This is a genomic window from Dyella amyloliquefaciens (assembly GCF_004296575.1).
GTDB lineage: Bacteria > Pseudomonadota > Gammaproteobacteria > Xanthomonadales > Rhodanobacteraceae > Dyella > Dyella amyloliquefaciens.
This window is the reverse complement of sequence record NZ_SAYT01000003.1, coordinates 213,824-237,944: the sequence shown is the minus strand read 5'-3', so window position 1 is coordinate 237,944 and position 24,121 is coordinate 213,824. Positions and strand designations below refer to the sequence as shown.

Here is a 24,121-nt window from a genome sequence, read left to right as displayed (position 1 = left end):
GAAAGACGATAAGGCCATATCCCCCGGAACAAATCCCCGCCCCATGGATAAGACAAGCAACAGTCATCTCGAACGACAACAATGTGCGTTCGTCCACACTTTTGGAGACATCTCATGAGGAAAGCCCAGGCCCTGGCGATGGCGGCTGCAGCGATCGTGGGGCTCGGCGCCGCCATGTGGTCGTCGGCACAGGAAAGCAGCGGCAGCGCCGCGGTCCTCGGCGGAAAACTCCCTGACGGATACCGCGACTGGAAGTTGATCTCCGTCGCCCACGAGGAAGGCAGCCTCAACGACATCCGGGCGATACTTGGCAACGAGATCGCGGTGAAAGCCTACCGTGAAGGAACCCTGCCATTTCCCGACGGCGCCATCATCGCCCGCATCGCATGGGCTTATGTGCCGTCAGAGGAAAACAACAAGGCCTTCGGCCGCACCCAATCCTTCGTGGCTGGCCATCCGACCAACGTTCAATTCATGGTCAAGCATTCGCGCGAGTACGCCTCGACTGGCGGCTGGGGTTTCGCGCAGTTCAACGACGGCGCACCGTCCCACGTAACCGCCACGGCGTGCTACGCCTGTCACGTACCCGTGAAAGATCGCGACTTTGTCTTCACGCGTTATTCCCCCTGACTAAGGAATACCGGGGCTGGGGTGCCAAATCCGGACATCTCGCCTAGTGGACAGCAGTTAGCAGTTGCCCTGCATTTCCATGCAGCCACGTCGCGAAAAAGCTGAGCACTCGCGCCTGATAGTCAGCTCCGGCATACCGGCATAGATCTACATGCCCTGCCCCATGCACCACCCAGAGTTGTTTGTACCCTGACGCTGCTCGGAACATCGCGTAGGACTCGGCAATGGTCGTGTCCCGGTCCCGGCCGCCTGCGATCAATAGCTTCGGCATTGCTAGATGGCCGATATGTTCGATCGGGCACAGCTGTTCGGGAACGATGCCGAGATGGCTATGCAAAGTCATGAGCAAGACCGGAGCCAGCCACGGCCCCATGGGTCCCAGATGGATGGCGAGCCTGTTTTCCGTCGCCTGCTCGATCGTTGGATAGACCTGCTCCAGGACGACCGCATCAGCCTCCATCTCCGGTTCGGCCAGGATCGTAGCGGCCCCGCCCATGGATGTGCCGATGATGCCCACGTGCTCACCCGGGAACTGCCAGCGGATATACCGCAGCGATGCCTTCACGTCATCCGCTTCGCGAAAACCGAAGGTTATGGCTTTACCAGGGCTCTCACCTGCGGCTTGGAAGTCGATCAACAACACCGTATAGCCTGCAGCGTGCAGAAACCTGGCCCGATCGATCATGGCCCGTCGGTCAGCGCGAACGCCATGTAGCAACAGCACAACCCCCTGCCCAGCGATACCACTCGCAAGCCAGCCGTGAATCGATTCACCGTCTGCGCTGTCCATAAGGACCGGCCGTGCGGCAAGATCCTGAGGTGGCGCGCCGATAGAACCACGAATGGGGCGGACAAGAAATGAGCCGGCAACCCACACGCCGACAAGTCCAATAAACGCGATCAGCGCCGGGAGAAGACACCAGATTGCAGTCCTTCTTTTTCCCATGATCCTTGCCCTTGAGTGGCGTACGTTCCAGCCATTTGTCCTTTTATGCCGGCTGCATCCGCTACGCAGGCAGCCAAGGTTTCGCCACCCTGGAACGATCTGGTGCCTGGACGCTGGTCATTTGTGTCCGTTTGGAGCCGAACAATGGCAGTGCGATGAGCAATCAGCATTGCCTTCCCCTTCGAGGCCTGGGGCAAGAACAGGTATGCATGTATCGACATGCACGCATGGGATACATGATGCCGTGAAGGCATATCTGCGAACGCAGCGTTGACTTTACTTCCGCAAGCCTAGCGAACTCGCGTGAAGTAATTTGTCTTCATGATCGGCACGCCGTCATTGCCTGGGTAGACCGCGGTTTCGACCAGTGACTGGCCGTCCGGCATCACGGAGTAGATTCGCGTCGACACAAGGACACCACCTTTACGCAGTGCCATGACCAGGACATTGGGGGCCGGCTGCTTTACTGCCCCAGTGTCGGCCTCGGGGCTGTTCTCCACGGCAGACAACGTCCCATCGAGCGGCGCCGTGCCAACGGAATGGACCTCTTCACCGGGCGCATAAACGATATCGACGTGCGTGGTCCATGTGTTGTTGCCCGCATCGGCAAACGTGAACCTGACGCTTCTTGGGCGCTGCGCGGGCGGCACCGGCATGCGCGATGTGTCCAGGGTCCAGCTGCCGAGCAAAGGCGACGCGGTGAAGTGCGTCGCGATTTCCGTTGACGATCCGGATGTGGCTGCGGCAGTGAGCGAGAGAGCAGCAAAGGAGGCCAGCACCAGCGCTTTCGGCAAGAGCTTCATGTCCTTTCCTTCCATGCGAGGATTCACGGGGGAGATCTGCGGGCCGAGCGTAGGCGAGTATGTACCGCCATGCCCCTGAAAACATCACCCGGCGGAACAGACTTCGGTGGTGTGGCATCCGTCATTTTCGAAATGATGGCTGCGGATTAACGAGCGGATTTCCCCGCACCGTGGATGCTCAAACGCTCCACCGCCCCCTGACGAAGGCGATGAAGCCCGCGGCCTCTTCAAGCTGTCACGAACGCCGCGTGCCGACGGCACCCGACATCAAGCAAGCTTGCTGGCTCAGTTGCTCCTGCAATCAGCCTGTGGATGAGGAACACATGCACTCAGATCGCGCGGCAATCGTATGCCCGGGGCCACAATGCCGTACTGGTGGCCGCTCTGAGTCACCGCACTCGTATCGATATAGGAGTCCTGGCGATGAATGGCGCTGCGCTCTCGGCCATATGACAGGCTGGCGGTGAGATTGCGCGACTGCCCGCCAATCACGGTCAGTGGATTGCCCTGACGGTCAACCGCATAGAAATAAGCCGGCGGGTTGCCGACGAACTCGACCACCTGCGGCTGCGTGCCGAACACATAGAGCGGTGCCGCTGCGGTACCGATACGGTTGCTCGCTGCAAAGGTCCCCTTCCCGTCATAGAGCGGCGTCGTACCGATCTGCAACAGATCACCATCGCGAACCCAGAGATAGAGCGAAGACGTACCCGCATCCACCGTATAGGTGCTGCCATTTACCGAGGCGAGCGTCAGCGTCTGGTCGTTGGTGAGGCTGAATCCGGCGGGCGAGGTGAAGCGTCCGAGCGTGCCGATACGGTTGCTCGCCGGCTGATCGTGCGTACCCAGCGAGGTCGCTCCACCTGCGCTGCCGCTCAAGGTTGTCGCGACGAGGCTACCGGACGCCTCTTCGTTGATCGCGCCGGCGATATTCAAGGTGACGCTGTTGCCGCTCAGCAACCCGGCCAGTGTGAGGTCGCCGTGCTGTGTCGTCAGCGATACATCGCCCGTGCTGCTTACCGGGCCCAGGATGGTCAGGCTGGCGGCATTGTTCATGCTGAAGCCGTTGGCGCTGAAGCTGCCCACGTTGCGAACCAGGTTCGCCTGGGACAGGTTGGCGCTGCCATACGAACCGCCGGTCAGAGTGCCCGCGTTCAACACGCCGCCGGTCTGGGTGATTGCGCCGTTGCTGCTGACCACGTTCAGCTCGTTCGTTGCCGAGACGTCATGGCCAAGGCTGACGCCGCCGCTGCCCGACAACGCCACGTTGGCGCCACTCAATGCACCCGCCGTGGCAAGCACCCCGCCCCCTGACATCAGCGAAAGATCCGAGGTGCCGGCGGCAATGGCGGTGCCCGGCAGTATCAGGGTGCCATTGACCGAGACCAGGCTGACCGCTCCGTTTGCACCATTGGACAGTGCGGCGATGCGCAGATCGCCGGCATTGGTGATCGCGATGCCCGTGCCGGTGGCACTGACCTGTCCACCCAGCCGGTTGTTCGCATCCGTGAGTGCGATGCTGCCGGTGCCCGCGTCGAAGTAGCTGTTTCCCGTGACGCTCAAGGCTCCGCTCTGCCCTATGGCCGGGTCTGTCGTGGTGACGCTCAGATTGCCGTTGATCTGGCTTGCACCGAACAGCAGCGGACCACCATTGGTGATCTCCGTATCGCCACCGATAAGGCTTACAGCGCCACGCAGGTCGTTGCCACGGTCCAGGGTGATCGTGCCGGTGCCGGCATCGAGCGCACTGGTACCGGCCACGCTGAGAGCACCGGTCTGACTGATGGCGGCGTTGTCCGTCGCCGCGTCCAGGTTGCCAGAGAGATGGCTTGCACCGAAGACCAGCGCGCGACCATTGGCGATCTGCGCATTGCCGCCGATGAGGCTCACAGCTCCCACCAGGGCGTTGTCGTTGCTCCCGAGCGAGATGGTGCCAGTGCCGGCATCGAACGTGCTTGTACCTGATACGTTCAAGCGGCCGCTCTGGCTGATGGTCGCGTTGGCCGCAGTCACTCCCAGATTGCCGGAGATAGTGCTGGCGCCGAGGACCAGATCCCTGTCATTGGCCACAACCGTGTCGGCGCCGCTGAAGCTCACCGGCCCGTGCAGCTCGTTACCGATATGACTCAGCGTGATTGCGCCGGTGCCCGCATCGAACACGCTTGCGCCCATCACCTTTATCGACCCGGTCTGGCTGATCGCTGCGTCGACCGCGGTTGCACCCAAATTGCCGGTAATGCTGCTGGTTCCAAAGACCAAAGCGCCGCTGTTGGCAATCTGCGTATCACCACCGATGACGCTCACCGCCCCTTGCAGACTATTGGTTCTGTTGTTGAGCGTGATCGCGCCACTACCGGCGTTGAACACGCTCGCACCCGCCACATTAAGCGCACCCGTCTGGGTGATCAGCGTATTGGCGGTCGTGGCAACCAGATTGCCGGAAATAGTGCTGGCGCCCAGGATCATGGCAAGGCCGGAGGTGATCCATGTGTCACCACCGTTGATGCTTATCCTTCCAAGCAGTTCATTGGCGCCGTTGTTGAGCGTGATGGAGCCAGTACCCGCATTGAAGGTGCTGGTACCCGCCACGCTCAACACACCCGACTGACTGATGGCCCCGTTCGCCGTGTTTGCGCCCAGGCTCCCCGAAAGCGTGCTGGTACCTAGCACCAGGGCGCGGCCATTGGCGATCTGCGCATCGCTACCGTTGAGGCTTACCGCACCTTGCAGCTGGTTTGCACTGTTGCCCAGCGCGATGGCGCCAGTGCCTGCATTGAAGGTGCTGGCGCCGGCAACGCTCAGCGCGCCCGCCTGACTGATGATGGCGTTGGCCGTGGTCGCGTCCAGGTTGCCTGAGAGGGTGCTGGTTCCGAACGTCAAGGCACGATCATTGGCAATCTGCGTGTTGCCAGCGAGCAGGCTCACCGCGCCGTGCAGATCGTTGCCGTTGTTGCCCAGCATGATCGCGTGGGTGCCGGCATCGAGCGTGGTGTTGCCCAGTACCCGAAGCGGGCCGGACTGCGTCAGGGCTACGCTGTTGGTCAGGTCGAAGTCGCCACCACTGCTGTAGCTGCCAAGTTGGTTGATCGCATTGCCGGATTGGGTCAATGACGTCATGCCGCTGGACTGACCGCTAAGGCTGGTCGCCGTAAGCGAGCCCGCTGCCTGATTTACCGCACCGTTGCCCGCTGTCAGCACGACGTTCGCGCCATTCAGCGCTCCTGCCAGGCTCAGATCACCACCCAGGCTGGTCAGCGTCACATCGCCAGTGCTGTTCAACGGGCCGCTGACGGTCAATGCGTTGGCATCGGTCAGGCTGAAGCCATTGGCGCTGAAGCCGCCAAGCCGCGAAACCTGGTTGCCGGACTGGGTCAGCGTCGTGCTGCCCTGAGACGCCCCTGTCAGCGTGGTCGCCGTGAGGCCGCCCGCCAGCTGCGCGATCGCACCGCCATGGGCTTGCAGCGTAACGCCGGTGCCGCTCACCGTGCCTGCCAACGTCAGATCGCCGCTTTGCGATGTCAACGCCACATTGCCGGTGCTGTTCAGTGGGCCGGCGACGGACAACGCGCCAGCGTTGTACAGGCTGAACCCGTTCGCGGTGAAACCACCAAGCTGTGTGATCTGATTGTTTGTCTGGTTGAGCGCCGTGGCGCCGGTCGAACTACCGGTAAGGCTGCTCGCAGTGACACTTCCACCTGTCGTCTCAGTGAGCGCACCTATCACGTTCAACGCAACCGTGCTGCTGTTCACCGCCCCCGTGATGGCCAGCGCACCGCTACTACTCAGGCTGAAGCCGTTGGCCGAGAAGTTACCAAGCTGCGCGACCTGGTTGAACTGGCTCAACGTGGTGGCGTTCTGCGAGGTCCCCGTCAACGTATTGGCGGCCAGTGTCCCGGCGGTCTGCGATATCGCCCCGTTGCTGCTGGTCAGGTTGAATGTGTTGGCCGCCGTGACGTTGTGCGCAAGCGTGATGCCCTGGCTACCCGACAGCGTCACGTTGTTGCCGGACAGATTGGCCGACGTAGCCAGTACACCGCCGTTCGACACCAGGGTCAGGTCGGCTGTGCCGGTAGTGATGGCCGTGGTTGGCAGGTACAGCAAGCCACCCGCCACCAGGCTGACGGCACCATTTGCCCCATCGGCGAGCATGCCCACGTGCAGGTCGCCACTGTTGGTGATGGCGATGCCCGTGCCGGTGGCATTGACGGTTTGACCCGTCGAGGTTGCCAGCGTGTTGTTCGCGTTGGTCAATGCGATGGCGCCCGCACCCGCGTTGAACGTGCTCGTGCCGGTGACGTTCAGCGCGCCGATCTGGTTGATGCCTGCATTGGCCGTAGTGGCAATCAGATTGCCGGTAATGGCGCTGGCGCCAAACGTCAGTGCACTTGCACAGTTGATCTGCGTGTTGCCGCCGGTCACCCTTACCGAGCCTAGCAGGGCGTTGTTGCCGTTGCTCAGCGTAATGCTGTTGCTTCCGGCGCTGAGCGACGTACTGCCCTGCACCCGGAGCGCGCCGCTTTGCGTGATGGCCTGCCCATTGACGAGGGTGAAATTGCCGCCCGTGGTGTAGTTGCCCAGTGTGCCGAGCTGGTTGGCCTGGTTCAGCACGGTAGAGCCGGTGGAGCCACCGGCCAACGAATTCGCGGAGAACACCGCGCCCGCCGCCTCGGTGATCGCTGCGGCGTTCAACGTGACAGCGTTACCGCTGACGTTGCCTGCCAGTGCCAGGCTGCCGCTGGTGGCCAGGGTCAGGTTGCCGCCGCTTTCATAGTTGGACAGGCTGGTAATGGCATTGCCGGATTGCGCCAGCGTTGTCGCGTCGACCGAGCTGCCGGTCAGTGTGGCGCCCGAAAGCGAGCCGGCAGTCTGGGTGGTGGAGCCCCCCGAGGTGAGCGAAATCTGCCCGCCCCCTGCATCAATCGCCCCACCCAGCGTCAGCGCGCTGCCGCTCAGCGCCAGGCTGCCTGTACTTCCACCCGTAGCGGTGATGGTGCCACCGGCATTGACTGCCTGGTCGCTGGTGATCGCCACGTTGCCGCCGTTCGTACCATTGACGGAAATCTGGCCGCTGTTGGTCACACCGCCGCCGGTGCCGATCAACTGCACCGTGCCGCCCGCGCCACTGAGGCTTTCGGCCTTGATCACGCCGGCGTTGTTCACCATCTGGCTAAACAGGCCGGGCGTGGCCGATGCCTGCAACACCACCGTGCCGCCGTCCGACTGCAGCGTGCCGCTGTTGTTCACCGCCGTGCCCGAACCGGAAGCCAGTCCGCCCGTGACGGTGACGTTGATCAGGTTGTTGCCATCAAAATCGAGCGTGGCGTGGTCGGCACCGTCCAGGAAAATATGGCCAGCGCTGGCGAGGATCATGCCATCGTTGCTCACGCTGCCGCCGGCCAGCACCACGCCACCGCCGGTGGCCGCGGTGATCGTGCCGTGATTGACTACGCTCGCCCCCGTACCCGTGTTGTTGTCCAGGTGAAACCGCTGCGAGCCACCGGCCAGCGTCGCGGGATCCATGTCCAGCGTGCTGGCAACCAGCCCGCCGACATTCACCGAGGCAGCAGCGCCAAACACGATGCCGGCGGGGTTGATCAGGAACACCTGTCCGTTGGCACTGAGGCTGCCGAAGATTTGCGAGGCCGCGGGCGTGCTCGAGCCGATACCGATGCGGTTGAGCGCGATCGCGTTGGCACTGGGTTGGCTGAAGACGACCGAGGCATTCGACGCGATGTCGAAGCTGGTCCAGTTCATGGCGGCCTGAGCCGAGGATTGGGTCACCGTCAGTGTCGTGCCGGTGGTGCTTATGTTTGCTGAGCCGCTGACGACCACGCCGCCTGTCGGCAGCGTACCGGCGGTGGGTCCCGCCCCTGCCGCTTCGCTCCACGGCAACAGTGAACCCGTCACCATGCCGAGCAGCGACAGGCTGAGCGGCAGTGCCTTGCGCTTCAGGTGTGCCATCGAAGGAAACGCGTTGCGATGCACGCGGTCATGGATCGAATTCATGGTCGTCTCCCCCTCAGAACGTAAAGCCGAAGCGCGCATACACGTGGTAGCCCTTGCCATCGGAAGCCTGCAGCGAGCTCAGCGATTTGGCGGCGTCCACATGCATCTCGAAGTGCTGGAAACGCGGCACCCGGAATACGAAGCCGGCGCCGATGCCGCTGGCTTCCTGGGTCTTTCCGCCATTGAGCCGGTTGCCGCCCACCGCAGAGCCCCTGGCGTAGTCGACAAAGGCTTCCAGCTCGAGCAGTTCGCGCCACGGGCGGGCGTAGAATGGAGACACCGCATCGGCAAAGCCGGGGGCATCGACGTGGTATTCCACGGAGGTGTAATAGCCGCGGTCACCGAGCAGATCGGCAATCGGATAGGCACGCACACTGTCCGGACCGCCGATCACGAACTGCTCCATCGGCGTCAGCGCGTCATGGGTGTACTGGCCGGAAAACTTGAAATAGAGCCGCTGCGTGCGCGTCAGGAACTGCAGGCGCGTATAGGCGAACTTGCCCACCAGGAAATGGCTGTCGTGCCCCGGGCTGACCAGATCCATCTGCTCCGGCGAACGATCGTTGAGCGACTGCCGCACTGTCAGCTGCAGCAGGTCGATGCCGTGCAGGCTGGTGTCGGTGTGGTTCATCGAGAATCCGAACTCGGCCACGTCGAAGCGCTCGTCCGACATCAGCATCACGCTGCTGCTGAGCTTGGATTCCTCCCTGACCAGGCGGAACGTGCCCAGTGCCTGCAGGTCGGCGTTGTTGATGAACTTCCAGTCGGCGCCGCCGTACCAGGTAGTGGTAGGGCCGTGAACGTGCAGCGAGGCGAACACGCCGCTGTCCACTTCCAGTTCGCTGCGCGTCGCGCCGACCACGGCATTGAGGCCGGGCACCACCACCGTCGGCGCACGGTAATTCAACGCGCCGTACAGACTCTGGCTCGGGTCCAGTGCGTAATCGACATTGGCGTTGAGCGTGTCGCCGATGCCCAGCGGGTCGTTCCAGGCCACGCCCAGCTGCGCGCGATAGCGGCCCGTGACATCCGTGCCGTAGTTGTTGCCGCCGACCGTGATCGCATAGGGACGGTTATCTTCCTGCGCGACCATGATCAGGTCCGTTTCGCCGGTATGTTCGCCCGGCTGAAAGGTCGAGGTGATTGCCACACCCGGCAAGTCGCGCGCATAGAGCAGCGCCGTATCCACGTCGTCCTTCTGCAGCGCCTGGCCCTTGAGGTGCTCGGCCGGGGCAGCGATGATTCCGGTGCGGTAACGCTTCGCGCCCTGCACCACCACCTTGCCGATCTTGCCTTCCAATACCTGGATCTCGACGAGCTGATCGGCCCCCATCGACTGCGCCGGCACGTAGGCTTGGGCCACGATGAAGCCATTCGCGCGATAGCGTTGCGTGATGGCATCGGCCACGTGCTGCATCTGTGTGATGCTCAGCTCGGCAGGGCCGTCCCCACCTGCCAGCTGGCGATACTGCTCGTCGGCCAGTGCCTGAATGGCCTGTGGCGTGATATGCGCCGCGGCATGTTCACCGACACCCTGCACGCGGAAGCCACGCACGGCCACCTTGGCCGGCATGGCTGCTTCACGACCCAGGTTGTCATCGGCGTTGGCAGGCATCGGCGATGCCGCCGCAGCTTCCGTGCCCTTCGCCCAAAGTTGACCGCTACCCATGGCCAAAGCCAGGGCAGCGGCGAGGCCTGCCATTCGCACTGTGGATTCCCCCTGTAGAAATCATCTCGCCCGTCGTGGACATCACCACGCGGCCGTTCTTTCAGTCCTTCCGGTGGCGGAGTACCCGAGGGTTCAATCGCCAACCCTGGCCGAGTCGCCGGCGGCCCAGGCGTGAGCTGGCCGCTCGTCGCATCGCCCATGCCACCGCATGGCAACGCCTCCGCCCGACCCGCAGGGTGGAACAGCGCCCATCGGCGCTCAATGACGACGACGTCCGCCCTGTGCCCCGGTATCTGCGCTCCCGAAGCTAAACCGCGACCGTGTGGTTGGGTATCCCCGAAATCAGGGTATGGCGGTGCCAGGTACACCCCATGCCATTGAATGGATGGAGGAAAGAACACGACGAAAATGTTTCGTATCTTCCAGGGGAAAGCCGGCAGGTCGACCTCACTGCCGTCCGCTCATCGCGTTGCGGTTGTCCGCCATGGTCCACAACAGCCGATGGCGCCCATGTCGTGTAGCGCCTTGTCCGGAATGCGTGCGGCTTGCCGGGAGCCGGCAAGCCGCCGCCACCTGCCTCGCCTCAGGGCTGCACTACCCCGCGCGAAAACCACCAGCCCTTGATCGCCGCGATGCACAAGGGAATCGCGCCGAACACGATCATCACCAGGTCACCGGGCATGCGCAGCCACTCGATGAGCCGGGAACGCGAGGCATTGACGTAGTCGAAGCCGCGCGCGTGCCAGTAGCCGTTCGACATCACATCCCATACCTGCAGCACGCCGCTGGGGAAGAGGCTCATCACCAGCATCATGGCGAGACCGATGTTGACGCCCCAGAAGCCGACCTTGATGTACTTCTCCACGCCCGGCCAGTGCGCGTCATCGGTGGTCTGCCGCAGCACAAACACCATCAGCGCGAGCGCCAGCATGCCGAACACGCCGAACATCGCCGCATGGCCATGGTTCGGCGTGAGCTGGGTACCTACCTCGTAGTAGCTCACGATCGGCAGGTTGATCAGGAAGCCGAACACGCCGGCACCGATGAAGTTCCAGAAACCAACGCCCATCAGGAAGTAGAACGCCCACTTGTGCGGTACGTGGATGACGCCGCCGCGATCGTCACGATCGCCCTGCGTGGTGCGCACGAAGTCCCACGCATCCAGCGTCAGCAGCGTCAGCGGCACCACCTCAAGGGCGGAGAACAAGGCGGACAAGGCCATGTTGAACTGGGTCTGCCCGGTGAAGTACCAGTGATGCCCGGTGCCGATCAGGCCACCGAGGAAATAGAGGATCGCATCGAGGTAGATCACCCTCATCGCCGTCGTGAGACGAGTCAGCCCGAGTTGATAGAGGACCACCGCGACCACCGTGGTGGCGAAGAACTCGAAGAAGCCCTCGACCCACAAGTGGATGATCCAGAAACGCCAGGTATCCACCACGGTGTAGTTGGTCTTGGTGCCGATGAACATGGCCGGGATATAGAACACCGGGATCGACAGCGCCGCGAGCAGGAAGACCCGTGCGAGCGGGCGCGCCTCGGGCTGGACCACATCGCGTGGCCGGGCAAGAAACCATAGCAACCCGAACCAGCCGAGCAGTCCTACCACCAGCAGCAGCTGCCAGATGCGCCCCAACTCCAGGTATTCCCAGCCCTGGTTGCCCAGCCAGAACCACAGGTCGCCCAGGACCTGCGAGATCCCCGCCCATTCCCCGAAGAGGCTGCCGAAGATGACGATGGCGAAGGCCACGAACAGGAGATTGATGACGACCGACAGCCATCGCGGTTCGTCCCCGCGCAACGAGCGCGCGAGATACAAGGCCGCCGCGACGTAGGAGGTGGCGATCCAGAAGATCGCCGTCTGCAGATGCCAGGTGCGCAGCAGATTGCTGGGGAAGATGCTTTCCAGCTCGAAGCCGTAGAACGTGCCGGGGTCGGCGCGGAAGTGCGCCACGCCACCGCCGATGAGGGTCTGCCCGAGGAAGAGCACCGCCACCACCACGAAGAACTTCACCAGTGCGCGCTGACCCCGGCTCGACTGCCCGGGAATCACCTGCGGCGTGGCGCGATGTCCGCGGGTGATCCAGCCGAGGTAGTCGAACTTGCCGAAGGCGAGCAGCACCGCAGCGATGCCGCCCAGCAGCATCACCAGGCTCAACGCACTCCACAGCAGTGCGCCGCTGGGGGCGACATTGCCCACCGCCGGATCGAACGGGAAGTTGTTGGTGTAGGAATATTCATGGCCGGGTCGCTTGGTCACCGAAACCCAGGCGGCCCAGCTGACGAAGGCGCTGAACTCGTGCAGCTCCTTCGGGTCGGTGATCAGTCCACGCTTGAGCCCTGCATTGCGCGTGGGGTCCTGGAAGTACTGCGCCCAGTAGGGGGCTTCCTGCTTGAACGCCTCGGCTTCGGGCTCGGTGAGCGACAGGCGATTGGTACTCGCGTCATAGCGATTGGTCTTCAGGATCACCGCGGCCTGCGCGCGGACCGATGCCTGCTGCATCGGGTCCAGTGCCTCCCAGGGTTTCTGGTATTGGCGTTCGGCCAGGTGTTGCTCGGTGACCGTTCCGAATCGGTGCAGTGCTTCGGCACTGAAGTCCGGTCCCAGGTAAGCGCCATGTCCCCAGATGCTGCCGTTGTCCATCAGGCCGTATTTCAGGAACACGGCCTGCCCGGCGCCGACCTCATCGCTGGTGTAGAGCACGGCACCATCGGGACCCACCACCTGTGCGGGTATCGGTGGCGCGTTGCGATACGCGAGCCCCGTGATACTGAGCAGCATCGCGAATCCAATCACCATCACCACCAGTACGGATCGCAGCCACCACGGCGAAAGGCGATCTTCATCCACACGCATTCCTACGACAGCCTCGCTCATGATCACGGGCTCCTTCGATATGGATGCTACAAACCCCACGCTCGGGACGTGCCAACGCGCCCGGCGACCGCGAGTCTATGCCGCAAGCTGCGTGAACACCGCGCGATGAATCCTCTCTGCGGTCCGCACTGCTCCCTGCGCGCGGACCGCGAAAAAGGAAACCCGGGGGCCGTAGCGATGCCCGCTGGCGGGTGGCCCAGGCGGCTCATGTGGCGAAGTGATAGACCCCGCCCCAGATGACAAGAACCAGCAGGGCGCCGCCGATCGCAAACGCGCCAAGCGCACCAGTCACACTCATGCGCTTGTCGCGAACGGATGCCGCGACGACGAGCAACGACACCGGATAGTAGAACAGCGAAGACGTCACCAGCCCGGGCGAATACGCACCGGTGTGCACCGTGTAGAAGAGATGCGCGACGAAGTTCCAGAACAGGTTGCCACTGGCCCAGGACATCAACAGGAATGCGGACAACCGCGACGTGCTCCGACTCGCCCAGGTGCACAACGCCAGAAGCACCAGCATGAAACATGCATTGTTGGCGAAAAACAACGCGGGCGGCATGGGATGCCCGCCCATGTGATCCACCACGTACCGAGGGAAGCCGCTGAACCACTCGTCGCCGATATGGATGGCATATGCCACCGGCATCAACCAGAGCAGGCGTTCAAAGCGGCTATGCATCGAGATCACCATGATGGCCGAAGCGACGGTCGCCCGCATGAGAGCTGGCCCAGCGCATCAAACTCCTTACCGGCAGGGCGATGCAAGGAGGGCCATACCCTGTCGCCTGCCCTCCCGGGCATGTGTAGCGTTCGTGTTACATCCACTTTCCAGCTAGTTGCCATGTACGTGGCTCGCATCGCTCCAGGGCACTGCCGTCGATCACGACGAAAGCCATAGCCGAAAGCCATGTTTGACGGTGTCCTGGGCTGTGGTACTCGTAGTCGACGGCGAAAGTGCAAGTTTTAGCTACTTTCAGAAGGGCCACCGCAGGATACGGATCATGGTCACCGACGAAAATCTGGGGGGAGGCAGGCGCCTCCATCTGCGCAGGATTCTGGCACTCATGGCCCGCGGCGCCGCGGAGCTACCGGTCGTGCGGCGAGTCAGCGCCCCGCTCTACCGCAACTACTTCAAGAAGCCATGCCGCCGGGGAAATCTCTACTTCGGTGTCTACAACACCTACGAGGATGCGCTCGAACAGGCGCGCGAGCTGTCCTCGGCGCAGCTGCCCTCGACCTACGACGTCGAGGGCGCGACGACCAAGTACATGGATCAGATCGAGTCCTTGCGACCGTGCGACTATCCCGCGATGTTCTGGGTCGATCGCATCCTGCGTGACGGCGGACGGAAGGTTTTCGATCTCGGTGGCCACCTGGGCCTGGCCTACTACAGCTACCACCGCTATATCACCTACCCCGCTGACCTCGTCTGGCGCGTGCACGACTTGCCCCGCGTGATGGCGGCGGGAAAGACCCTGGCGGGAGAGCTCGATCAGGCAGGCTCGCTGCAGTTCAGCGAGACGCCCACGGGCGGTGATGGCTTCGATCTGCTGATCAGTTCGGGAGCGCTGCAATACCTGGAATATCGCCTACCGGATCTGATCGACCGGCTCGACCGGCCGCCGCGCCACGTACTGTTCAATCTCACGCCACTGCATCCGGACAAGTCGTTTTTCACGCTCCAGAACCTCGGCATCGCCATCTGTCCGTATCGAGTGGAGTCATTGGCCCGGTTGATCGACGACATGAAGGCACGCGGTTACAGCCTGCGCGATCACTGGCGCCTCGACGAGCGCCAGCTGCGCATACCTTTCGAGCCTGGATACGAAGTGCGCAGTTACCACGGCTGCTATTTCGAACGCTCGACGTCCTTCGCGCAAGGTAAGGCCCCCCAGGAGACGGCGGCTGTTGCGGTCAGTTCGGCCTAGCCGGCCGATCCGCGCCATCATCGCCCTGCGCACGGAACGATCCCCGGATCGGCTGGCCGGCACGGTCGCGTGGCAATCCTTTAGGATGGCTGCTTCCGCCCCGCCGCCGAGAGGACCGTGCCGACGATGAAGACCCACGACACAGACGCTGTGCCTGCCGCGCAGGAACACCACCTGCAACGAAACCTGCGCAACCGCCACCTGCAATTGATCGCGATCGGCGGCGCCATCGGCACCGGCCTGTTCATGGGCTCGGGCAAGACCATCAGCCTCGCCGGCCCCTCGGTGATCTTCGCCTACGCCATCATCGGCAGCGTGTTGTTCTTCATGATGCGTGCGATGGGCGAGCTGCTGCTCTCCAATTTGCACTACAAGTCCTTCGTCGACTTCAACTACGACCTGCTCGGTCCCTGCGCCGGCTTCTTCACCGGCTGGACCTATTGGTTCTGCTGGGTAGTCACCGGCATTGCCGACATTGCCGCGATCACCGGCTATATCCAGTTCTGGGCGCCCGGCGTGCCGTTGTGGCTGCCCGGCATGGTGTGCATCCTGCTCTTGCTCGGACTCAACCTGCTGACGGTGAAGCTGTTCGGCGAACTCGAATTCTGGTTTGCCCTGGTGAAGATCGTGGCCATCGTGTCGCTGATCGCCATCGGCATCGTGCTGATCGCCACCGGCTTCACCTCGCCTTCCGGCGCCAAGGCCGCGATATCGAACCTGTGGACCAACGGCGGCTGGTTCCCGCATGGCGGCGTGGGATTCCTGGCGGCATTCCAGATCGCGGTGTTCGCCTTCGTCGGCATCGAACTGGTCGGCACCGCGTCGGCCGAAGCGCGCGATCCGGAAAAGACCCTGCCCAAGGCGATCAATTCCATTCCCATCCGTGTGATCGTGTTCTACGTGCTCGCCCTGCTGGTGATCATGACGGTGACGCCGTGGAACCAGGTGGCGCCCGATCGCAGCCCGTTCGTGAATCTCTTCATGCTGATCGGCATCCCGATCGCCGCCAGCCTGATCAATTTCGTGGTGCTGACGTCGGCCACCTCGTCGGCCAACAGCGGCATCTATTCCACGGGCCGCATGCTGTACGGCCTTTCCGCAGGCAAGCTTGGTCCCAAGCCGTTCGCCCGCCTGAGCCGCAACAACGTGCCGGCCAACGGCCTGGCATATTCCTGCCTGTTGCTCTTCATCGGCGTGTTCCTGCTCTACCAGGAAGGCGACGTCATGAAGGTCTTCACCATCGTGACCACGATTTCGAGCATCTGCTTCATCTTCGTGTGGTCGCTGATCATGATTGCGTACATGCGCTACCGGAAAATGCATCCCGAGCGCCATGCGACATCGATCTTCAAGATGCCCGGCGGTGTCGCGATGTGCTGGCTGGTGCTCGCGTTCTTCGCCTTCGTGCTGTGGGTGTTTGCACAGAAGGAAGACACCCTGCAGGGCCTGATCTATACGCCGCTCTGGTTCGTGGCGCTGGCGATCTGCTATCCGTTCTATCGCAGGCAGGCGATCGAGCACCGCAAGCTCACGCATTGATGCTGGTGGGCCGGCGACCACGCGTCGCCGGTCCATGCAACAAGAGCCTGCATGCAGGCAATAAAAAAGCGACCCGGAGGTCGCTTTTTTTGTTGATCGCGATGCATCGATCAACGGAATCTGGAGCGGGAAACGAGACTCGAACTCGCGACCCCGACCTTGGCAAGGTCGTGCTCTACCAACTGAGCTATTCCCGCATCGGAGTTGCGCATTGTAATGGGTAATCGCGGCTCGTCAAGCACCTGTCACAAATTAATTCAGCCGTCGTCCCTGGGCAGCACGTGCCCGGTCGCATCGCCCTTCAGGCTCGGCCAGGCCGCGCGCAGGTAGTAGACACCCGACCAGATGGTAAGGATGCCGGCGATGACCAGCAGCACTTCGCCGATGTGGTACAGGCGCAGCGCCTCGGCGCTTTTTTCGTGCTGCACGATCAGCACCACCAGCGCCACCATCTGCATGACGGTCTTGAGTTTGCCGATGAACGCCACCTTGATCGTGGCGCGCATGCCGATCTCTGCCATCCACTCGCGCAGGGCCGAGACGCTGATTTCGCGCCCCACGATGATCGCCGCCGTAATCGCCATCACGATGCCCGGCCAGCCGCCGCGATGCGATTCGACCAGCAGGAACAGCGTGACCGCGACCATCAGCTTGTCGGCCACAGGATCGAGGAAGGCACCGAAGGCCGAGGTGAGATTCATGCGACGCGCGAGATAGCCGTCGAGCCAGTCGGTAATCGCGGCCAGCACAAACACGACCGCGGCGGTGATGTTGTGTCCCGGGAACTGCCAGTAGAACACCAGCACCATGACCGGCAGCAGCAGCACGCGGAACAGGGTGAGCCAGGTGGGCAGGTTGATATGCATAAATCCTTTCCGGGGCAATTCTTCAGCAAGACAAACCAAGCGTACCGACGATACGGCTGGGCGGGCAGCGCGCTGCGCCACGCTTAGCCATGCAGCACAGCATAAATGCGTTCCGCCAGGCCGCGATCAATCCCTTTCACCTGCGTCAACTCTTCCACGCCGGCCGCCTCCACGCCGGCCAGGCCGCCGAAGGCCTTGAGCAACGCCGTACGGCGGCGCGCACCAATACCCTGCACGTCCTCCAGCACACTGCGCTCACGGGCTTTCTCGCGGCGCTTGCGATGGCCGCTGATGGCGAAACGATGCGCTTCGTCACGCACGGCCGCCACCAGGTGCAGCGCAGGCGAGGACGGCCCCGGATGCAGGTTGCGACCGGAATCGGCCAGGATCAGCGTTTCCTCGCCGGCGCGACGTCCCGGCCCCTTGGCCACGCCCACCACGTTGATGCCGGTGACGCCCAGTTCCTTCAATACATCCAGCGCTTGCGCCACCTGCCCGCTGCCACCGTCGATCAGCAGAACGTCAGGACGTGCGCCCTCGCCCTCCGCCACCTTGCGGAAGCGTCGCACCAGTGCCTGATGCATGGCGGCGTAGTCGTCGCCGGGCGTGATGCCGCTGATGTTGAAACGGCGATAGTGCGATTTCTCCGGACCTTCCGGGCCGAACACCACGCACGAGGCGACCGTGAGTTCGCCCTGCGTATGGCTGATGTCGAAGCACTCCAGCCGGCGCGGCGATTCGGTCAGTTCCAGCAGCTTCTGCAGGTCGTCGAAACGCGCCCCCAGGGTCTGCCGGCTGGCCAGCCTGGCCGTCAGCGACGCCTGCGCATTGCGCTCGGCCATCTGCAGGAAGCGCGCACGCTCGCCGCGCACGCTGGATTTCAGCTCCACCGCATGCCCCGACTGCTGCGCCAGCATCTCGCCGAGGATCTGCTGGCTGGGCAGGCTCTCGCCGAGGATCAGTTCGCGCGGCACCGGGCGATCCAGGTAGTACTGCGCAATGAACTGTTCCAGCACGTCGGCCGGCTCGGCGTCGAGCGGCAGGCGCGGGAAGAAATCCCGCGTACCGAGACTGATGCCGTTGCGGAAGAACAGCACGCTGACGCAGGCCATGCCCGATTCGATACGGCAGGCCAGCACGTCCATGTCCGCGCTGGCGCCCTGCACGTGGTGTTCCGCCTGCAGCTTGCGCAGCGCGGCCACCTGGTCGCGCAGCGCAGCGGCGCGCTCGAACTGGAGCGCCTTGCTTGCCAGGTCCATCTGTCCGGCCAGCTCGTCGATCACCGCACTGCTGCGGCCCTCGAGGAACATCTCGGCATGGCGTACGTCGTTGCGGTAGTCATCCACCGTGATCAGCTTGACGCACGGTGCCGTGCAACGGCCGATCTGGTGCTGCAGGCACGGGCGTGATCGGTTCTTGAAATAGCTGTCCTCGCACTGGCGCACCTTGAACAGCTTCTGCATCAGGTTGAGGCTTTCGCGCACCGCGAAGGTGCTGGGATACGGACCGAAGTAGCGCCCCGGCATGTTGCGCGCGCCACGATGGAACGCGAGTCGCGGATAGTCCTCGCCGCCCGACAGGTAGATGTACGGATAGCTTTTGTCGTCACGCAGCAGGATGTTGTAGCGCGGCTTGAGCGACTTGATCAGCTGCGATTCCAGCAGCAACGCCTCGCCTTCGGTACGCGTCACGGTAATCTCGACGTGCGCGATCTGGGAGACCATCGCGGCTATGCGCGGCTCCATCCGGGGCTTCAGGAAATAGCTGCCGACGCGCTTCTTGAGGCTGCCGGCCTTGCCCACGTACAGCAGGTCGCCGTCCTCGTCGAAATAACGATAGACGCCGGGTGAAGTCGTGAGGGTCTTAACGAAAGCCTTGCCGTCGAAGGCCTGCGGCGAAGTGGGCTGCATCGTGGAATTCTAGCCGGTTCAGCCCTTGCGAAGGCGGGCAATCAAACCGTCCACGCCACGCTCGGCCAGCGCCACGGCCTCCTCGAAACCCTCGGCGTCACCGAAGTAGGGATCGGGAAATTCCTGCGGCGACGCCACGCCCGCCCATCGCAGAAACAATTCGGGCTCGGTGCCGCGATGGCCACGCAAGGACAGGAGCGCCTCGAGGTTGTCGCTGTCCATGGCCAGCACCCAGTCATAGGCCGAGAAGTCATCGGCGCGCACCTGCCGGGCCCGGTGCGATGCCAGGTCGTAGCCCACAGCCTCGGCGGCGCGCCGCATGCGCGGGTCAGCGCCCTTGCCCACGTGCCAGTTGCCGGTACCACAGGACGCCAGCGCGACCTCCAGCCCGGCCTCCGCGCAACGCCGGCGCGCGACTGCCTCCACCAGCGGCGAGCGGCAGATGTTGCCAAGGCATACGAACAGGATCGAAGGATTGTCTTTTCTTTTCATGCGCTTAATTTCGCCCAGAGGGCGGCAGGCGAGGTTTCGGGCGGAAAAGGGGCGGCGGACGTGGCCCGTCTCCCGCGTGAACCCTCGGGCAGCCAGCCATCGGCATCCACCTCGGATATGGCTGCGAGGAAGACCCCCGTCAAGGTGTGCCGACCCTGCCCTGAAGGCATGAAGGGACCTTCCATCCGCAGGCTGCCCGATGGGTAGGGCAACCCATGAGGCCAGGCGGCCGCCGCCATTAACGGTACGTACACCGCCGCTGCGCAAGATCGAGCGGTAGACGGTACCTCCGCCGCACGCGCGTCTCCCGACGAGACGCCCCAGGGAACCGAAGGGGAATACGAGCCATGAGGAAGCATCATCGTTCGCGCCGCATGATCAACACACTGGTGATCGTGGCCGTCATCGCGGTGCTCGTTGCGTTGATCGTCCCCGTATGGCGCAGCCACGGGATCAAGCAGCACATCGCCGATGCACTGAAAGGCGCGGATGCCGTGAAGCTGGTGGTGATGGAAGCTGCCACCGTTCATGGCGGACTGGCCCAGGTCCGCGCCAGCGACCTGCAGTACAACGCCAAGGCATCGAGCGGCGAACATGTGGCCAATGTCGAAGTCGCCGATGGCGGACTGATCACCCTCACGACCCGCGACACAGGGGCCAGCCCCGATCCGGTGATCATGTTCATTCCAACGGAGGGCGCTGGCTCGGCCGGTGCCGACATCACGTGGACCTGCCAGGTAGTGCTTGGTGACTCCTCGCTCGCGCCATCCAACTGCCAGGGCCACGGCTACGTGCCCGCGGCATCGGCATCCACCGAACCGGCGCCCACGCCTGCACCGGTGCAACCGGTCAAGTCCTGATCGCCCAATCTTCGCGATGCCCCTTCACGCCTCATCCATGCGCTGAGCCAGCATGGGTTGCCTGCCGCTCCCCATCCTGTTTCTGCTCGGCCTGTTTATCGGTCGCGCCATCGGCGGCACCAACGGCGCCCTGTGGGGTGCCGGTATCGGCATCGCGCTGGGGTTGGTGCTCGGCGGGCTGTTCGTGATCCTGGTGCGGCGACGGCGCTAGCGGGCTCAGCCTTCCGCCAACCAACGCTCGGCGCGCTCGAGATCGGCCTCGGTATCGATGCCGGGCGGGAATGGCTCCGGCGTCAGCCGCACGGCAATCGGATGACCGTGCTCCATCACACGCAACTGCTCAAGCGATTCCGCCTGCTCCAACGGCGTCCGCGAGAGCGTGGTGTAGCGCTTGAGGAACCCTGCGCGATAGGCATAGATACCGATATGGCGCAGGAACGGCACCTCCGCCGGCAGCACGTTGCGATGCAAGGCAAACGCATCGCGCGCCCAGGGCAGCGGCGCGCGGCTGAAATAGAGCGCGCGTCCCGCCTCCGTGCGAACGAGCTTCACGACGTTGGGATCGAACAGCTCGTGCGCCTCGGTGATCGGCGTCGCCAGGGTGGCCATGGGCGCGTCGTCTTCCGCCAGTGCACGCGCCACTTCGCGAATGCCTGCCGCAGGCGCAAACGGCTCATCGCCCTGCAGATTCACCACGATGGCGTCGTCAGGCCAGCCATAGTGCAAGGCGCACTCGGCAAGACGATCGCTGCCGGAGGCATGGTCGCTGCGCGTCATGCAGACCTCCACGCCCTGCCCGGCCAGTGCATCGGCGATGCGTTGATCGTCCACCGCCACCACCACCTGGGTAGCGCCCGCCTGCAGCGCACGTTGCGCCACGCGCACCACCATCGGCACGCCCGCGATCTCACGCAGCGGTTTCGCCGGCAGGCGCGTGGAGCCGTAACGGGCGGGAATGACGACGATGAAAGGCGGAATGGCGGTGGACATGGCGACCTCGACGTGAGGCGCCAAGCCTACCCGCATTTCTTTTGCAGGAGCGCACCCAGTGCGCGAAAAACCTACGGAGCGGTAACACCCGTGTCCCTGCGGTCGCGCACTGGGTGCGCTCCTACAGAGAGAGCGTGTGTGTCAGGCCAGGCGGAAACCGCAACCGTTGGCCAGTTCCATGAACCCCGGAAACGAGGTGGCGACATTCGCGCAGTCGCCGATCTGTACGGTGCCGTTTGCCACCAGTCCCGCCACGGCAAAACTCATCGCAATGCGGTGATCGCCATGACTGTCGATGGCGCCACCGCCAATGACGCCGCCCTCGATGGTCGCGCCATCCGGTGCTTCCTCGATGGCCACGCCCAGCGCCCGCAGGCCACGCGCCATGCTGGCGATGCGATCGGACTCCTTCACGCGCAGTTCGGCCGCGCCGCGCACCACGGTAGTCCCTGTCGCCGCCGCAGCCGCGACGAACAGCACCGGGAATTCATCGATCATGTCCGGCACCAGCGCTTCAGGCAGTTCGATGCCGTGCAGCGGTGCATGGCGCACCACCAGGTCGCCCACCGGCTCGCCACCGCTTTCGCGCTCGTTCTCGACGCGGATGTCCGCGCCCATCAGGCGCAAGGCCTGCAACAGGCCCGTGCGCCGCGGATTGAGGCCCACGGCCGGCAGGCGCAGCTCGGAACCGGGCACGATGCTCGCGGCCACCAGGAAGAACGCCGCGGAGGAAAAATCCGCCGGCACGTCGACATCCGTGGCACGCAACGCATGTCCGCCGCCGATGCGCGCACGACCGGGCGAGAAATCGATCGGCCAGCCAAAAGCCGCCAGCATGCGCTCGGTGTAATCGCGCGTGGGATGCGGCTCGATGACCTCGGTTTCGCCTTGCGCGTACAGGCCCGCCAGCAGCAAGGCGGATTTCACCTGCGCGCTGGCGACCGGCAGCGTGTACGAGATGCCGTGCAACGGCTGCCCGCCGCGCACCAGCAGCGGTGGCAGGCCATCCTGTGTGTCGATGCGTGCGCCCATCAGGGCCAGCGGGTCGGTGACACGTCGCATGGGACGCTTGGAAAGCGATTCGTCACCCACCAAGGTGCTGTCGAACGACTGACCGGCCAGCAGGCCGGTCAGCAGGCGCATGCCGGTGCCGGCGTTGCCGCAATCGAGCTGCTCCGTGGTACCGCGCAAGCCATGCAGGCCCACGCCGTGCACCACTCGCTCGCCATCGGTGGGCGTGTCGATGCGCACGCCGAGCTGCTGCAGCACGGCGGCAGTGGCGCGCGTGTCCTCACCTTCCAGAAACCCACGGATATGCGAGGTGCCGTCCGCCAGTGCGCCCAGCATCAGCGCGCGGTGCGAAACGGATTTGTCGCCAGGCACGCGCACGCTGCCATGCAGCGCGCCGCCGGATTGGCTGGTCCAGTCGAGTCGGGTCACGATGAAATCTCCGGCGGTCGCCGTGGCAACCGCGCACTAATCAGGGCAAGGCGACGGGGTACGAACCGAGCACGCGCACCTGCGCGGCGGCTTCGCCCATTTCCTTCATGGCGGCCTGCATCGGTTCGTCGTTGATGTGGCCGGATACGTCGATGAAGAACGCGTACTGCCACTTGCCCGAATGCGCCGGGCGCGACTCGATGCGGTTGAGGCTGATGCCGTGCTCGGCGAACGGCTTGAGCACGTGATAGAGCGCACCCGGCTTGTCGTTCACCGTGATCAGCAGCGAGGTGCGATCGTTGCCCGACGGCGGAAACAGCGAGCGGCCGATCACCAGGAAGCGCGTGGTGTTGTCCGCGCGGTCCTCGATGGCCTGGGCCACCGTCTTGAGCCCGTAAACGCGGCCCGCCGTCTCGCCCGCAATGGCGCCCGCGTCATCCGCATGGCGCGCCAGTCGCGCGGCCTCGGCATTGCTGCCGACGGCGATGCATTCCACGTTGGGCAGATTGATGCGCAGCCAGGTCTTGCACTGCTGCAGCGACTGCGCATGAGCGTAGACGCGCTTGATGTCTTCGAGGCGACCGTTGAGCGAATGCAGGCACTGGTGCACGCGCAGCTCGACCTCGCCGCAGATGGTGGCATCGGAGGTGAGGAACATGTCCAGCGTTACCTGGATCATGCCCTGCCCCGAGTTCTCCACCGGCACCACGCCGAAATCGGCATGGCCCGCGGCGACCTCCTGGAACACCTCTTCGATGCTGCCCAGCGGCAACCCATAGGCGGCGTGGCCAAAGTGCTTGCGCACGGCCTGTTCGCTGAACGTGCCCTCGGGACCAAGGAAGCCCACCTTCAGGGGATCTTCCTGCGCCAGGCAGGACGACATGATCTCGCGGAACAGCCGCACCATCTCGGTATCGGTCAGTGGGCCGTTGTTGCGGTCCACCACCATGCGCAGCACGTGGGCCTCGCGCTCGGGGCGGTAATAGTCGATGGCTGAAAGCCCCTCGCCTTTCACCCGCGCCACTTCCTGCGCCCAACCGGCGCGCTCGGAGATCAGCTGCTGGATCTGCTGATCGATGCTGTCGATGCGTTCGCGCACACCGGAGAGCGAGGTTTTCTTGTCGGTCATGTCGTGATCTGGAGGTAAAGCAGTCCAAACAG

The 24,121-nt window shown here is 63.8% G+C and carries 17 protein-coding genes and 1 tRNA gene; 5 read left to right on the top strand and 13 right to left on the bottom strand.

The window, feature by feature from the left end:
* Window positions 1-114 precede the first annotated feature (114 nt).
* On the top strand, window positions 115-630 hold the full coding sequence (locus EPB08_RS09550) for a cytochrome P460 family protein (protein WP_130618853.1): 516 nt from the start codon (window positions 115-117) through the stop codon (window positions 628-630).
* Window positions 631-673: 43 nt separating this feature from the next.
* Here the strand turns inward: EPB08_RS09550 and EPB08_RS09545 are convergent, their stop codons facing one another.
* The 6 genes from EPB08_RS09545 to EPB08_RS09520 all read right to left on the bottom strand — a co-directional run bounded on the left by EPB08_RS09545 (window position 674) and on the right by EPB08_RS09520 (window position 13,653).
* Window positions 674-1,420, bottom strand: coding sequence for an alpha/beta hydrolase (locus EPB08_RS09545; RefSeq protein WP_267873348.1), 747 nt, complete (start codon window positions 1,418-1,420; stop codon window positions 674-676).
* A 446-nt stretch (window positions 1,421-1,866) separates the two neighbouring features.
* Window positions 1,867-2,379, bottom strand: coding sequence for a hypothetical protein (locus tag EPB08_RS09540; RefSeq protein WP_130618851.1), 513 nt, complete (start codon window positions 2,377-2,379; stop codon window positions 1,867-1,869).
* Between the two features lie 285 nt (window positions 2,380-2,664).
* Entirely contained in the window at window positions 2,665-8,385 is a 5,721-nt protein-coding gene (locus tag EPB08_RS09535) for a two-partner secretion domain-containing protein (RefSeq protein WP_165418463.1), read from the bottom strand.
* 13 nt (window positions 8,386-8,398) lie between these two features.
* Window positions 8,399-10,087 (bottom strand): ShlB/FhaC/HecB family hemolysin secretion/activation protein, encoded by a 1,689-nt coding sequence (locus tag EPB08_RS09530; RefSeq protein ID WP_130618849.1) that lies wholly within the window; start codon window positions 10,085-10,087, stop codon window positions 8,399-8,401.
* Between the two features lie 550 nt (window positions 10,088-10,637).
* The gene (locus tag EPB08_RS09525; protein WP_130618848.1) at window positions 10,638-12,932 is read right to left on the bottom strand and encodes a nitric-oxide reductase large subunit; all 2,295 of its coding nucleotides are present in this window, start codon (window positions 12,930-12,932) and stop codon (window positions 10,638-10,640) included.
* A gap of 205 nt (window positions 12,933-13,137) precedes the next feature.
* Entirely contained in the window at window positions 13,138-13,653 is a 516-nt protein-coding gene (locus tag EPB08_RS09520; RefSeq protein ID WP_130618847.1) for an HXXEE domain-containing protein, read from the bottom strand.
* Between the two features lie 346 nt (window positions 13,654-13,999).
* On the opposite strand from EPB08_RS09520, the gene EPB08_RS09515 reads away from it, so the two are divergent.
* Both EPB08_RS09515 and cycA read left to right on the top strand, forming a co-directional pair.
* A complete protein-coding gene (locus tag EPB08_RS09515) occupies window positions 14,000-14,863 on the top strand; it encodes a TIGR04325 family methyltransferase (RefSeq protein ID WP_165418462.1) in 864 nt (287 codons plus the stop codon).
* Window positions 14,864-14,989: 126 nt separating this feature from the next.
* Window positions 14,990-16,402 carry a D-serine/D-alanine/glycine transporter gene (gene cycA, locus EPB08_RS09510; protein WP_130618845.1) on the top strand — a complete coding sequence of 471 codons (1,413 nt, stop codon included), beginning with the start codon at window positions 14,990-14,992 and terminating at the stop codon, window positions 16,400-16,402.
* A 121-nt stretch (window positions 16,403-16,523) separates the two neighbouring features.
* Here cycA and EPB08_RS09505 read toward each other — a convergent pair.
* The 4 genes from EPB08_RS09505 to EPB08_RS09490 all read right to left on the bottom strand — a co-directional run bounded on the left by EPB08_RS09505 (window position 16,524) and on the right by EPB08_RS09490 (window position 19,670).
* Window positions 16,524-16,599, bottom strand: a tRNA-Gly gene (locus EPB08_RS09505).
* 60 nt (window positions 16,600-16,659) lie between these two features.
* Window positions 16,660-17,268, bottom strand: coding sequence for a CDP-diacylglycerol--glycerol-3-phosphate 3-phosphatidyltransferase (gene pgsA, locus EPB08_RS09500; protein ID WP_130618844.1), 609 nt, complete (start codon window positions 17,266-17,268; stop codon window positions 16,660-16,662).
* Window positions 17,269-17,351: 83 nt separating this feature from the next.
* Window positions 17,352-19,178, bottom strand: a complete 1,827-nt coding sequence (gene uvrC / locus EPB08_RS09495; RefSeq protein WP_130618843.1) for an excinuclease ABC subunit UvrC — start codon at window positions 19,176-19,178, stop codon at window positions 17,352-17,354.
* Window positions 19,179-19,196: 18 nt separating this feature from the next.
* A complete protein-coding gene (locus EPB08_RS09490; RefSeq protein WP_130618842.1) occupies window positions 19,197-19,670 on the bottom strand; it encodes a low molecular weight protein-tyrosine-phosphatase in 474 nt (157 codons plus the stop codon).
* A 347-nt stretch (window positions 19,671-20,017) separates the two neighbouring features.
* Here EPB08_RS09490 and EPB08_RS09485 point away from each other — a divergent pair, with 347 nt between their 5' ends.
* Window positions 20,018-20,530, top strand: a complete 513-nt coding sequence (locus EPB08_RS09485; RefSeq protein WP_130618841.1) for a pilin — start codon at window positions 20,018-20,020, stop codon at window positions 20,528-20,530.
* 52 nt (window positions 20,531-20,582) lie between these two features.
* On the top strand, window positions 20,583-20,741 hold the full coding sequence (locus EPB08_RS21055; protein ID WP_165418461.1) for a hypothetical protein: 159 nt from the start codon (window positions 20,583-20,585) through the stop codon (window positions 20,739-20,741).
* A 5-nt stretch (window positions 20,742-20,746) separates the two neighbouring features.
* Here EPB08_RS21055 and kdsB read toward each other — a convergent pair whose 3' ends face one another.
* The 3 genes from kdsB to pheA all read right to left on the bottom strand — a co-directional run bounded on the left by kdsB (window position 20,747) and on the right by pheA (window position 24,089).
* A complete protein-coding gene (gene kdsB / locus EPB08_RS09480; RefSeq protein ID WP_130618840.1) occupies window positions 20,747-21,520 on the bottom strand; it encodes a 3-deoxy-manno-octulosonate cytidylyltransferase in 774 nt (257 codons plus the stop codon).
* Window positions 21,521-21,661: 141 nt separating this feature from the next.
* Window positions 21,662-22,963 carry a 3-phosphoshikimate 1-carboxyvinyltransferase gene (aroA, locus tag EPB08_RS09475; RefSeq protein ID WP_130618839.1) on the bottom strand — a complete coding sequence of 434 codons (1,302 nt, stop codon included), beginning with the start codon at window positions 22,961-22,963 and terminating at the stop codon, window positions 21,662-21,664.
* Window positions 22,964-23,000: 37 nt separating this feature from the next.
* Window positions 23,001-24,089 (bottom strand): prephenate dehydratase, encoded by a 1,089-nt coding sequence (gene pheA / locus EPB08_RS09470; protein ID WP_130618838.1) that lies wholly within the window; start codon window positions 24,087-24,089, stop codon window positions 23,001-23,003.
* Window positions 24,090-24,121: the final 32 nt, after the last annotated feature.